General features: G+C 36.9%; 9 protein-coding genes and 2 pseudogenes. 6 read left to right on the forward strand and 5 right to left on the reverse strand.

Annotated features, from left to right (window positions below; all coding sequences use genetic code 11):
* Positions 1-206: 206 nt before the first annotated feature.
* Both KRODI_RS00565 and KRODI_RS00570 read right to left on the reverse strand, forming a co-directional pair.
* Complete coding sequence (locus tag KRODI_RS00565) at positions 207-1,481, reverse strand: DUF2851 family protein (protein WP_013749613.1); 1,275 nt, start codon at positions 1,479-1,481, stop codon at positions 207-209.
* 142 nt (positions 1,482-1,623) lie between these two features.
* A complete protein-coding gene (locus KRODI_RS00570) occupies positions 1,624-2,988 on the reverse strand; it encodes a pyridoxal-phosphate dependent enzyme (RefSeq protein ID WP_013749614.1) in 1,365 nt (454 codons plus the stop codon).
* Positions 2,989-3,632: 644 nt separating this feature from the next.
* On the opposite strand from KRODI_RS00570, the gene KRODI_RS00575 reads away from it, so the two are divergent.
* From KRODI_RS00575 to KRODI_RS00590, 4 genes are all read left to right on the forward strand, one after another.
* Positions 3,633-4,832, forward strand: coding sequence for an alanine dehydrogenase (locus tag KRODI_RS00575; RefSeq protein WP_013749615.1), 1,200 nt, complete (start codon positions 3,633-3,635; stop codon positions 4,830-4,832).
* Between the two features lie 7 nt (positions 4,833-4,839).
* Complete coding sequence (locus tag KRODI_RS00580; protein WP_013749616.1) at positions 4,840-5,220, forward strand: hypothetical protein; 381 nt, start codon at positions 4,840-4,842, stop codon at positions 5,218-5,220.
* 258 nt (positions 5,221-5,478) lie between these two features.
* Positions 5,479-6,333 carry an alpha/beta hydrolase gene (locus tag KRODI_RS00585; protein WP_013749617.1) on the forward strand — a complete coding sequence of 285 codons (855 nt, stop codon included), beginning with the start codon at positions 5,479-5,481 and terminating at the stop codon, positions 6,331-6,333.
* A gap of 212 nt (positions 6,334-6,545) precedes the next feature.
* Positions 6,546-7,052 carry a hypothetical protein gene (locus KRODI_RS00590; RefSeq protein ID WP_148235978.1) on the forward strand — a complete coding sequence of 169 codons (507 nt, stop codon included), beginning with the start codon at positions 6,546-6,548 and terminating at the stop codon, positions 7,050-7,052.
* A 100-nt stretch (positions 7,053-7,152) separates the two neighbouring features.
* On the opposite strand, the pseudogene ltrA (KRODI_RS00595) reads toward KRODI_RS00590, so the two are convergent.
* Positions 7,153-8,360, reverse strand: a pseudogene (ltrA, locus tag KRODI_RS00595) (group II intron reverse transcriptase/maturase).
* A 1,183-nt stretch (positions 8,361-9,543) separates the two neighbouring features.
* Here ltrA (KRODI_RS00595) and KRODI_RS00600 point away from each other — a divergent pair.
* The gene (locus KRODI_RS00600; RefSeq protein ID WP_013749619.1) at positions 9,544-10,656 is read left to right on the forward strand and encodes an SMI1/KNR4 family protein; all 1,113 of its coding nucleotides are present in this window, start codon (positions 9,544-9,546) and stop codon (positions 10,654-10,656) included.
* A 102-nt stretch (positions 10,657-10,758) separates the two neighbouring features.
* Here the strand turns inward: KRODI_RS00600 and ltrA (KRODI_RS00605) are convergent, their stop codons facing one another.
* Complete coding sequence (ltrA, locus tag KRODI_RS00605; RefSeq protein WP_013749620.1) at positions 10,759-11,976, reverse strand: group II intron reverse transcriptase/maturase; 1,218 nt, start codon at positions 11,974-11,976, stop codon at positions 10,759-10,761.
* Positions 11,977-12,694: 718 nt separating this feature from the next.
* Here ltrA (KRODI_RS00605) and KRODI_RS15695 point away from each other — a divergent pair.
* The gene (locus KRODI_RS15695; RefSeq protein WP_013749621.1) at positions 12,695-13,081 is read left to right on the forward strand and encodes a DUF6122 family protein; all 387 of its coding nucleotides are present in this window, start codon (positions 12,695-12,697) and stop codon (positions 13,079-13,081) included.
* 147 nt (positions 13,082-13,228) lie between these two features.
* Here the strand turns inward: KRODI_RS15695 and KRODI_RS15700 are convergent.
* Positions 13,229-13,375, reverse strand: a pseudogene (locus KRODI_RS15700) (group II intron reverse transcriptase/maturase); the annotation flags it as partial.
* Positions 13,376-13,726 lie beyond the last annotated feature (351 nt).

A 13,726-nucleotide genomic window follows, 5' to 3' on the forward strand; every position in this document is an offset into this window, starting at 1 on the left:
AGACAACTAGTTGCAACATGAAATTCAAACAACAGCTTAAAATAGGTTTATTTTAATCCAATTTCAATTAGCTAAATTTATTAAAAATGAATTTTGTATAGAAATTACAAATGCTCTTAATTTCTAGCTGAGTAGAGTTATTTTTTAAAAAGGTGTGTTCATTTTGATGATCACACCTTTTTAGGTTTTATAAACCTCCTTTAATTTTAATGCTTAATTAAATAATTACCAACGGCACAGGATAGACATTTATTGAGATCACAGTAGTTGGCTTTTAATTCTAGTAACGCTTGGGTTTCCTGAGCATTTTGTGCGCGATCTCTTAAGGTGTTATACTTTTTGATAATACTGTTACATTCTGGCCTGATAGCGTGCATCATAGACAGCAGCACCTCACTCTCATCTTTCCCTAGGTATTGATTATATGAAAATCGTAGTGGTATAATTGCATTTATGATGATAATATCTATAAATGAAGACGATAGCTTCTTAGCACGTTTTTTCTGATCTTTCCCAAAAGAATAGTGTGTATCCCAATACTGGGAGGCTCTTATATCAAATAGATCGTATAACTCAGCAATAGTTGAAGCAGACATCATCTTCTGAAACAAATTCAGGTGTTTATGGTAGAGTTGCGCCACTTGTGATAGTCGTATTGTCGGGAAGTTGTCTGGTCTCAACTTATAGAATTGTACCGGCAATACACCATCACTAGCTATTTGAAATTTATGAGATACAAACTCAAACTCTCCTTGTAATTGCATTGGGTATGAGTCTAGGGTGTTTTCTGGTAATAATCCACCTATGCCTAATAATAATGCTTCTAGTCTAAAGGGTTCTTGAGCGCATTTACGAATGGTAGAAAAGTCAAGTTTTTCGGCGATGGATTGAAAGGCATTTGCATTTACTTTAGTGCCAAAACTACGCATGAGCAACACAAAAAGTGCCGCTTCCCAGTCACCGTTTACCTTGTTAAGCATAGGTGTGATGTCTTCCGTTTTTCGCGTTAAGCGTTCAAAATAGAGACGTTCAAGCCAGTTGCTTTGTATCATCTCTGGCACCTCTCTTATGCTATTCTCACAATTAATCCATTGTTTTGACTGATTATTAAAGAGCTCCTTATAATTATGCAATGATTTTTCGGCAACTAGGTCTTTGAGTACTAAAGTTGGGATGGCAGTATTGTCTTTTCTGTAAATCTCTACGTCATGCTCCCACACTACATGCAGAATCACATTGTCATAAGCAGCATCTACCTCATGATTATGCGCATACCAATCTGAAGATTTTAAATGTATTTCTACGTTTCCAGCCCACTTTTGATCACCTATTACAAGTGTAGTATTAAAAAAGTCTGGACCGGCGAGATGATTATGTTGTCCTACGTTGATTAATGTAATGGGTAATCCTGTGGTTGTTTCTGCTTTCGCGAAAGCGTACTTCTTAAATTTCCATAAGTAATGTAAAAAGTCTTCTTGCATAGGAGCTTATTTCTCAAAGCTAAAATACATCTTTCTGATTACTAACAAAATACGTAATTCACAAATGATAATAACATCACAATAGCGCACAAAAAAAACGCGAGACTACGTCCCGCGTTTTTTTCTAAAAAGTACTATTTAATTACATAGCATTAATAATATCATGCTTTGTAATGATATGATGTTTACCATCACCCAGATCTACTAAGACTGCATTATTCTCTTTTGAGATAAGCTTTGAAACCTCTGCTACAGTAGCATTTTTCTGTACAATAGGATACGCTGCTCCCATTACATCCTTTATAGGTAAATCTGCCACCTCGTTGTTCTCCATATATGCTCTAAAGAGGTCACCCTCATCTACAGAACCTACAATACCTGTCACATCTTCTACAGGGATTTGTGAGATTTTATAATCACGCATGCGCTCTATAGCGTGTGACACAAGCTCCTCTGTCTTTACAGTAACGAGTGGTTTATCTATATGATTCTGGATTAAATCGCTTGCTACTTTATATTCTTGGTCTAAGAAGCCGCGCTCACGCATCCAGTCGTCATTAAACATTTTACCTACGTAACGGCTTCCGTGATCGTGAAACAATACAACAACAACATCATCTGGACCAAATTTTCCTTCCTCATTAAGTTGTAACAACCCCTTAATTGCAGATCCAGCAGAATTCCCCAAGAACATTCCTTCCTCTTTAGCAAGGCGTCTTGTGTATACCGCAGCATCCTTATCTGTCACCTTTGTAAAACCATCGATGATGCTAAAGTTTACATTAAGTGGTAATATATCTTCCCCTATTCCCTCTGTGATGTATGGGTAAATCTCATTCTCGTCAAAAATCCCTGTCTCCTTATATTTTTTAAATACAGAACCGTACGTATCAATTCCCCATACTTTTACATTTGGGTTTTTCATTTTAAGATAGCTTCCTACCCCAGAGATGGTACCTCCTGTTCCTACACCTACCACAAAGTGCGTTACCTTTCCATCTGTTTGATCCCAGATTTCTGGTCCTGTACTATTAAAGTGTGCCTTACAGTTAGAAGGATTATCATACTGGTTTACGTACCAGCTATTTGGTGTTTCTTCGGCAAGTCTTTTTGATGTAGAGTAGTAAGATCTTGGATCATCTGGCTCTACATTTGTAGGACACACTACCACCTCACTACCTACAGCACGCAAGATATCCATCTTCTCTTTAGACTGCTTGTCTGAGATTACACAGATCATTTTATATCCTTTAATAATAGCAGCAAGGGCAAGCCCCATTCCCGTATTACCAGAAGTACCTTCTATAATAGTCCCTCCAGGTTTAAGAATCCCGGCAGCCTCTGCATCTTCTACCATCTGTAATGCCATACGGTCTTTTACAGAATTTCCAGGATTAAAAGTTTCATATTTTGCTAGCACAAGACAAGGAAGGTCTTTTACAAGTGCGTTCATTTTTACCATAGGAGTGTCTCCTATCGTTCCTAATATATTTTCAGCGTATTTCATAATCTTCTTTTGTGGGTGCAAAGATACTTTTTACAAGACAGACGCGAGAATGCCTTTACAGATTATTGGCAATGTGGTTTTATACGCTTTCGCGAAAGCTGTTTCGCATTTACTTCAAGAAACGTAACTATGTTATTAATTATCTACTATTAAAACTTGGGAGATTAGAGAACTACAGCGCATTAAATCAACGAAATTATAATCTACCAAATTTTATAAAAATTGTTCATTTTTTTCATCGCTAAAAAAACGAACCAAAAAAAGCTAGGCTTAATCAAACTTTACTAAAAATTTCCCTCGCTTAAGCACAAATTAAAAGCATCATCTTATTAAATAAATATTTTCTTTATCGATATGAACTTATAGCTTAAACTATATACTCAGCTGTAGCTAATTTGCTTAACCTTAAGCTCACATCATTTTTTACGTAAAACTTGCTTAGGCCAATTAAGATGATGAATTGAATTTTAAAAAAATAGTTTTATTAGACACATAGCTACAGCGTAGAGTTAAAAAATTCACTAATAATTATACCACGCTGTACTAGTTCAATACTGCAATTCACCCTACAGCTGCGTCTTGATTTATATCTAGTCTATATTTTAAATTATTCCTTACTTTTGGGTAATCGCATACAAACACACATGGAAACCAATAGCTCACCTTTTACTAGAGAAATGTTGCTTCCTCAAGAGGAATGTCTTGAGGTCGAAAAGAAACGAGGAGAGCTCTTTATTGGGATTCCGCGAGAGACACACTTTCAAGAACGCAGGGTGTGCTTAACCCCTGATGCTGTGGGAGCACTTACTGCAAATGGACACCGCGTGATGGTGGAGTCTAAAGCTGGAAAAGGAGCTCGGTACACAGATAAGGACTACTCAGAAAACGGAGCAGAAATTACCCAAGACACTGCCAAAGTGTTTTCTTGCCCTATGATTCTTAAGGTAGAACCGCCTTCCCTAGAAGAAATAGAGATGATGAACCCACAAACGGTACTTATCTCTGCCTTACAGATCAAAACCCAGAAGAAACAATATTTTGAAAAACTTGCTAGCAAGCGTATCACTGCACTCGCTTTTGAGTTTATAAAAGACGAGGACGGCACGTATCCTGCCGTGCGCACACTCTCTGAAATTGCAGGTACCGCAGCCGTACAAATGGCGGCAGAGATTATGTCTAGCCCAGAAACAGGCACCGGTATGCTGCTAGGTAACATAAGCGGCGTGCCACCAGCAGAGATTGTGATTATAGGAGCAGGCACCGTAGGCGAGTTTGCCGCGCGATCTGCTATCGGACTAGGAGCAAATGTGAAGATTTTTGACAACTCTATCACAAAACTACGCTGCATACAGACTAATGTAGGCAGACCATTATATACCTCTACCCTACAGCCTAAGAATCTTGTAAAAGCTCTCAAGCGTTGTGACGTAGTCATAGGTGCTGTGCGAGGTGCAAACCGCGCACCGGTCATTGTGAGCGAGCGCATGGTAGAAGGTATGAAAAACGGCGCCGTCATTATAGATGTAAGTATCGATATGGGAGGTTGTTTTGAAACCTCAGAAGTTACTACGCATGATAAACCAACGTATAAGAAACATGGCGTGACGCACTATTGTGTGCCTAATATTCCTGCAAGATTTGCCCGTACGGCATCTGTATCTCTCAGTAATATTTTTACCCCTTACCTACTTGACATTGCAGAGGAAGGCGGTATAGAAAATAAGCTACGCTACGACCGCGGATTAAAAAATGGATTGTATTTTTACCACGGTATTTTAACCAAAAAATCGGTAGCAGATTGGTTTGACCTTTCTTACCGAGACATCAACCTTTTGATCTTCTAGTAACGCAATGCACATTCTTAAACGTATAGGATATTACCTCGGTGGCTTTTCCATTGGGCTTATTTTACTTGCTTTCTTTTTTAGCGGTAAAAAAACCAGTTGTGCTTACTTTCCACAAGAACGTGTACTTAAAAACCTGCGTGTAAAACCTTATAAGCTCACCCCAGAAGCAACACAGTCACTTGCTAGTATGCAACTAGATACGGTCACTATAAACCGTTTATTTAAACTAGGGGATGTAGATTTTGGAGAGAGTGTACCTCGCCGTGAGCCTTGTGGTTATTTTGTAATCACAGGACAAGACGAAGCAGGAAACGATCTCAAGATGGAACTAGATAACTGTAAAGAAGCAGTGAGCATCAAGTCCCTTACCAAAATAACCAACTAGCCTCTTCTGTACGCTTTCGCGAAAATGTGATATCACACGACCAAGTCTATTGGTAGATTATTGCGACTTGTAACAAGTATTCAAATAGCCGTTTGCAAACGTTTACAATTGAAAACATGCGTTTATACGCTGAAAATCGAGATTGCTAGGATTAAGTAAAAACATTCGTTTATACACCTGGTATGGGTATGATATATGACTAATATGTAATAACTTGCGTTTATATAAACGTTGTGAGCAATGCGAAAAAAACATTGAATGAGAATAAAAATCGAAATAATAATAATTGGAATTTTAGGAGTTTTATCAATTTCTTGCGACTCAAAAAAAACAGCTACCCTTTCGAAATCCGAATTTTTCACTGATTCAATTTTTAGTAAACATTTAAACGAATATCGAAAACATAATGTCTATTTACCAAAAAGATTTACAAAAGAAAAACAGTATCCGATTTTATACGCAACCGACGGGAGTAATAAAATTGAGAACAGTTTCATCAAAAAAACTTTAGATTCTTTAATTGAAAATAAAATTATTAAGCCTATAATTTATGTTGGAAGTCATTCTAATGGTAAAATAGCTGATAGCACTTCAACTAAAACTGGTAATGGAAAGAAAGTTTATTTGCAGTATCGAAATTATGAATATGTAAATCATCCATTTATTGAATCCATAAAACCAGAATTGGCAAATAGGTTTAAAGAACATATGCAATATTTTAAAGATGAGCTAATTACATCTATTGAAAACGAATTTAACCAAAATTCCACTAAGGATAGTAGATATTTTTATGGTGTTTCTAATGGTGCAGGTTTTGGATTAAGTATGTTAAATAATTACCCAAATACTATTGGAACATATCTTTGTTTTTCAACATTTGGTGGAGATATTCAAACGAATATTTGGAAACCTAACGTAGATTATCCAAAACTAATTCTAGAGTATGGGAGTGAAGAACCTTTCTTTCTAAAAGAAGATGCGGACTTTTTAAAATCAAAATATAAGGAACTAAATATAACGGCGGAAATTAATGAGTTTAATGGTGGACACGACTATAAAAAATGGAATGAAAAATTCATTGAAATTATTAGTAAGGAATTAGCAGTCGAGTAAAGCACTGCTCACAACATTGTATATAAAAAATAGCGCAAGTCATTGCAAACAGAAAGGTTTGGGCATTTTTGGAAAGTCGCCAAATTTTTAAATTTGACAAATTCCCAAAAATAAAATAATTAGTAAAATTTAAAAAATTGGCTTGTGTATAATCCGAAATTTATCGCTTACTTTCAGTGCTACTTTTCATATACGTAGCCGTTACCCACAAGTTGAAAAAAACATTACGAAATATAATAATCATTCTATTTTTCCCTCTGACTTTGGTCGGACAAAATAATGATGCGCATGTTGAAGATCTGAATAAAATAACAAGAATAACTCGAGAAGTTGCTAAAATAAATCTAACCGAAAAAGATTTTAACGAAGGAATTGCAGAAGGACCAATTATTTACAAAAGCATATTCAGAAAAAATGGAGGTTGGACAGCATACTATCTTTATGAAAATCAAAATGACAACCCACCTTTGCGAATTAAATATAGCCAAACAGCAAAAAAAGGTTATGACGAATTTGAGTTTTATTACAAAGATGGAAAAATGATATTCGCCAAATTGACCGAATTTAAAAATCGTGGAAGGAATAAAGGCACTGAAACTAAACGCTTATTTTACTATAAAGATAACGAACTGATTTACACAACGGAATCTGAAAAGGAAAAGTACGCTGAATATATAAAGCGGACTGAAAAAAGTGTTCGGAAAATGATATATGAATAAAAAACCTGTGGGTAATCGAGTAGACGGCTCTGCTAGCAACTAGCAGAGTGCGCCTCTCACACCACCGTACGTACGGGTCTCGTATACGGCGGTTCAATAATTATACAGTTCGTTTATAGTACTCGATTAGACTAACATAACCTCTCATTTTTAACCGCTTAATAGTAATTGTAGCGCCTAGTATAGGGCTTTGAGCGACTGCCCATCCTCCCATTCTTGTGCGACTCCAAGCATAGGCGTGGTCTAAGTTTACTCCTAAACGGATTAGGTTTTTACGCTTCCGTTCTGGTTTCTTCCAGTGATGCCATATGCAGTACCTCAATCGGTTTCTTAGCCATTCTTCTAGCTTCTTAAGCTTCGACTGAATGGAGGCAGGTTTAAAGTAATTTATCCAGCCACGTATTAATAGGTTGATACGCTCATCAAAACTTGCAGGTATCGTCTTTTTGGTCAGGTATTTAAGTTTTGACTTAAAATCTTGCCATTTAGCCTAGTTACCACAAGCTGATACTTCCCTTTTTCCCCTTTCTTAGACGTTGGCACAAATCCAAAGCCTAATACTTGGAAATCTAAAGGTCTCCGCACACCGCTCTTTACCCTATTTATGGGAAGTTGGAGGTGGTCTCGCAAATACTTATAGATACTGTTACCTACACGCTTTGCAGCCTCTTTACTTTTAACGTAAATACTAAAATCATCGGCATATCTTACATAACGATGTCCTCGTTGCTCTAATTCTTTATCAAGCTCATTGAGCAGAATATTAGAAAGCAATGGACTTAATGGCGAACCTTGAGGCACGCCCTTTCTTCGTTTTTGTAATCGACCGTTAATCAGTATAGGCGCTCTAAGAAATGAACGCAATAACCGCATCGTGGCTTTGCACTGTACCTTTTTGTAAATCAACTCTAGAAGTATACAGTGTGATACTTCATCAAAGAAACTCTTTAAATCTATATCTACTATATCTTGAAAACCAGCATTGATATTTAAAAGGCTTTGTGCCGTGGCTTGATGGGCATTACGTTGTGGTCTGAACCCGTAACTATGCTTTTGAAAGTCTGGCTCAAATAAAGGTTGCAATACTTGATGTAATGCCTGCTGAAATACTCTATCAACAACTGTAGGAATACCGAGTAATCGTTTCTTGCCATTGCTTTTAGGGATTTCAACACCTAATATAGGAGACACCTGATAGCGCTTTCTTTCTATGTGCGAAATGTATTGTTTTCCATGAATCTGTAGTATAGATTTTAGCTCTTTAATATAAACGTTATCCACTCCAGCAGATCCCTTGTTACGATACACTCGCGCCTAGGCTTCGTTTAGATTCTTTTTGCTTGTTACTTGTTTAATCAATACTCATAATTTGAATTGCTGTCTCGCTTAATCGAAGGCTATTGTTTTACTAGAAAACTATCCGTAGCATAAAACAACACCTTTGGTCATTAAAGACAATTATTGTTCTGTCCTTCACTAAAATATCAGGATTTAGCTACTATGACTTCTGCTGACTTCTCTAATAGACCAACTCCTGGTTATAGAGACCTCCCCAGGTAAGAACATCTTCTTTCTCTCAATCCCTGCCGTATCTACATAATTACCCTTTTGATACTATTTAGGGCGTAACAATGATGTGCTTGCTTACCCAAATAATTATGCCTCATATACGGTTCCTGTTCGTCAGTACCGAGATTTGTAGTCCTGCTTTCTTCAGTCCTAGCTTCACAACTAGCAACCTTGCAGCTTACTAATGGTTCAAGGCGTTACCCCTGCCCATAAGGGACTTGCACCCTCTAGATAAATAAACTACTTTTAATAAGTAGTCTAAAGATGCCCATACTGGGCACACACAAAGTATATAAGCAATGCGGGAGTTTTTGCTTAATTAAAAGTAAATGTATATTTTGAAGTCGCCGAATTTTTACAAATCCGACTTTTGATAAGAAAAAAATAAAAAGCGGACTTTGTAAAAATCGGCTTGTGCTCAACCGAATGGATAAAGCCATTTTCGCCCGCAACTATTCTTATACAACAACGTGGACGGCTGATTGCCAAAGGACATGTTTTTCATCTCAAGATAAGCCACATCCAAGGCAATAGCATACTTGCAAATTCCCGCCATCGTATGGCTCCGCTTCAAAATCAGAACACCTCAAAAGTCGTTGAAATATCGAAGAGTTGGGTATAGATCAAGTTAGAGCAAATCCGCAAGGATTTTAAAGCTCCCACCCTACCAATCAGCCGTCCACAGGCCACTGCTCAAAAATGTCTAGGGTACACATCTAAAGAATAGAAAGCTCAAACGTTGTTGCAACCAGCCACAACTACAGCATAAAGCGAATGAGACATTTTTGAAAGCTCCACGCGCGGCGACAGAACCACAAATAACTGTATATTTAGACAATCAATTAATAAACAAATAAATACAGGCTATCCAGCAAAATGCCGCACTCGCTTTATGCAGTGGCCTGTTACCACACATTAGAAAATGAAAGACCTGAAAATTTGTAAAGATGAATTAGATATTAGTAATGCAGAGATTGAGAAGGCGGAAAAAATTTGGAACACGAAATTTCCTTTAGAATATAAAGAGTTTTTACTTGAAAATAATGGAGGAATTTCATATCCAAATTGGCCAACAATTCCATCTGAGAATAATTCTGAATTATGGGGAATTGAGAGATTTCTTAGTATTGGTGATGTAATTTTACAAAAGCAATATCCAATGACTTATACTCTGAACGATATTGACCAAGAAGATTTTGAACCACATAACTTAAATAAGGATTTACTCTTAGTTTTTGCTTTAGGGGAAAGAGGTATCTATTTCTTTCATTTAAGCGAAAATGATTTTGGACAAATATATTTTGCAAATTATTCAGGAGGTGATGGAATAGTAAAAGTAAAAACAAAATCCTTTAAAGAATTCCTAAATTCTTTAGATTTATGGGAATGGTCTGATGAAGAATATAATCCAAACTTCAAATTTGAAAAACCCTACTGTACAGAGAATAAAATTATTCAAACTCATCTATTTCATACACCCAACAATCCAGAATTAGGTTTTAATAGATTTAAGGAAGTAGTAGAAGTGCTTTGTAATGTTCAACCTGAAGAAATTAAAAACGCAAACATTCCACATAAATATATTAATGACATATCAAAAATAGAACATCTTATTAAAAAAGGATGCAATACAGATGTTCTTCTTTCATCTGCTAGAAAATCCAAAATAATTAAATATTTAATAGAACAAAAAGGATTAGACATTAATAAAACCTATAAAGGCAGATATCCTTTACAAAACTATCTTACTGTAGGCTCACCTAATGATGCAAAGGTTAAATATCAGTTATTATCGGAATTACTTGAATTGAAAATTGAAATGGATTGGTCTGTTACAGGAAATAAATATGATGGAACGCCTGATTTTCCAATGATAGAAAAGTTAAAAATTCTGAATGAAAAATATTTACAATATGAAATTGATGAAAAGAATTGGTGGATAAAAAATGGAAAACCAACGGGACACATTCCATATCCAAAAAGCTCATTTATTGAAAAAAAACTAGGTAACACAAATATTAAAACTGATTCTTAAGAAATAACGTGTGGTAATCGAGTAGACGGCTCTGCTAGCAACTAGCAGAGTGCGCCTCTCACACCACCGTACGTACGGGTCTCGTATACGGCGGTTCAATAATTATACAGTTCGCTTGTAGTACTCAATTAAACTAACATAACCTCTCATTTTTAACCGTTTAATAGTAATTGTAGTGCCTAGTATAGGGCTTTGAGCGACTGCCCATCCTCCCATTCTGGTGCGACTCCAAGCATAGGCATTGTCTTGGTTTACTCCTAAACGGATTAGGTTTTTACGCTCCCGTTCTGGTTTCTTCCAGTGATGCCATATGCAGTACCTCAATCGGTTTCTTAGCCATTCTTCTAGCTTCTTAAGCTTCGACTGAATGGAGGCAGGTTTAAAGTAATTTATCCAACCACGTATTAATAGGTTGATACGCTTGATGCGGTCGTCAAAACTTGCAGGTATCGTCTTTTTGGTCAGGTATTTAAGTTTTGACTTAAAATCTTGCCATTTAGACCTAGTTACCATAAGCTGGTACTTCCCTTTTTCTCCTTTCTTATACGTTGGCACAAATCCAAAGCCTAATACTTGGAAATCTAAAGGTCTCCGCACACCGCTCTTTACCCTATTTATGGGAAGTTGGAGGTGGTCTCGCAAATACTTATAGATACTGTTACCTACACGCTTTGCAGCCACTTTACTCTTAACGTAAATACTAAAATCATCGGCATATCTTACGTAACGATGCCCACGTTTCTCTAATTCTTTATCCAGCTCATTGAGCAGAATATTAGAAAGCAATGGACTTAATGGCGAACCCTGAGGAACGCCTTTTCTGCGTTTTTGTAATCGACCGTTAATCAGTATAGGCGCTCTAAGAAATGAACGCAATAACCGCATCGTGGCTTTGCACTGTACCTTTTTGTAAATCAACTCTAGAAGTATACAGTGTGATACTTCATCAAAGAAACTCTTTAAATCTATATCTACTATATCTTGAGAACCAGCATTGATATTTAAAAGGCTTTCTGCCGTGGCTTGATGGGCATTACGTTGTGGTCTGAACCCGTAACTATGCTTTTGAAAGTCTGGCTCAAATAAAGGTTGCAATACTTGATGTAATGCCTGCTGAAATACTCTATCAACAACTGTAGGAATACCGAGTAATCGTTTCTTACCATTACTTTTAGGGATTTCAACACCTAATATAGGAGACACCTGATAGCGCTTTCTTTCTATGTGCGAAACGTATTGTTTTCCATAAATCTGTAGTATAGATTTTAGCTCTTTAATATAAACGTTATCCACTCCAGCAGATCCCTTGTTACGATACACTCGCGCCTAGGCTTCGTTTAGATTCTTTTTGCTTGTTACTTGTTTAATCAATACTCATAATTTGAATTGCTGTCTCGCTTAATCGAAGGCTATTGTTTTACTAGAAAACTATCCGTAGCATAAAACAACACCTTTGGTCATTAAAGACAATTATTGTTCTGTCCTTCACTAAAATATCAGGCTTTAGCTACTATGACTTCTGCTGACTTCTCTAATAGACCAACTCGTGGTTATAGAGACCTCCCCAGGTAAGAACATCTTCTTTCTCTCAATCCCTGCCGTATCTACATAATTACCCTTTTGATACTATTTAGGGCGTAACAATGATGTGCTTGCTTACCCGAGTAATTATGCCTCATATACGGTTCCTGTTCGTCAGTACCGAGATTTGTAGTCCTGCTTTCTTCAGTCCTAGCTTCACAACTAGCAACCTTGCAGCTTACTAATGGTTCAAGGCGTTACCCCTGCCCATAAGGGACTTGCACCCTCTAGATAAAAAAAACTACTTTTAATAAGTAGTCTAAAGATGCCCATACTGGGCACACACACCGGCTATAGTTCATTGCGGCGGAATTTCCTCTCGGAAATTACTGCGTATTTGCTAACTTTGGTTTACGGCGGAATAGTTCTGCCGAACCATCCCGCAACGAAACCATAGCCAAAACCGTTGGCAGCAAGCTAAAAGACAACCAAATAGAGATTCAATTACGAACAGATTATGCAGACATTTATACACTACTTTTTACACTTTGGCTTTCCGTTTTTTATCGCCTATGGATTTTTTAGAAAAGATTGGAAAAAAGTCTATTTGATATTGCTTGCAACGATGTTGGTTGATTTAGACCATTTGGTTGCAAACCCCATATTTCAAGCAAATAGATGTAGCATAAATTTTCATATTTTGCATACATACTACGCAATGATAGTTTATGTGATACTGCTCTTTTTCCGTAAACCGTTCAACATAATTGGGATTGGACTTTTATTTCATATGCTTACAGATTTTATAGATTGTATGATGATGTATTCGAATTGTAAAGACTGTTTTTCAGACTCACCAGCGATAGAACTATTAAGAATGACTTCAAATATATTCGGAATGTAAACAAGCAAAGTATGATAATAAAAGGATTCTTGACCAGTATAAAAAAGAAAGCCAGCTGCCAATCGAGTAGACGGCTCTGCTAGCAACTAGCAGAGTGCGCCTCTCACACCACCGTACGTACGGGTCTCGTATACGGCGGTTCAATAATTATACAGCTCGTTTATAGTACTCAATTAAACTAACATAACCTCTCATTTTTAACCGCTTGATAGTAATTGTAGTGCCTAGTATAGGGCTTTGAGCGACTGCCCATCCTCCCATTCTTGTGCGACTCCAAGCATAAGCGCTGTCTTGCAAATTCCCGCCGTCGTATGGCTCCGCTTCAAAATCAGAACACCTCAAAAGTCATTGAAATATCGAAAAGTTAGGTATAGATCGAGTTAGAGTAAATCCGCTAGGATTTTAAAGCTCTCAGCGTTACCCCCTTGCCATTCCCCTGTTAGCGGGTGATGAGACTCAATAAGCTATTGTCTCTGTGTGTTCTTCTCATCTGCACGTTACCCATAAGATGCAAGAACAATTGTTTTACTCATTCTTCACCTCATTATCATCTAACTACAGCATTATTAGCTCAATCATCTGATGCTTAGTTAGGAACGAAAGGCAATAGTCATTTGATAAACAATTCTTTAATTGAAAACTTCT

The sequence above is a fragment of the Dokdonia sp. 4H-3-7-5 genome (assembly GCF_000212355.1).
Taxonomy (GTDB): Bacteria; Bacteroidota; Bacteroidia; order Flavobacteriales; family Flavobacteriaceae; genus Dokdonia.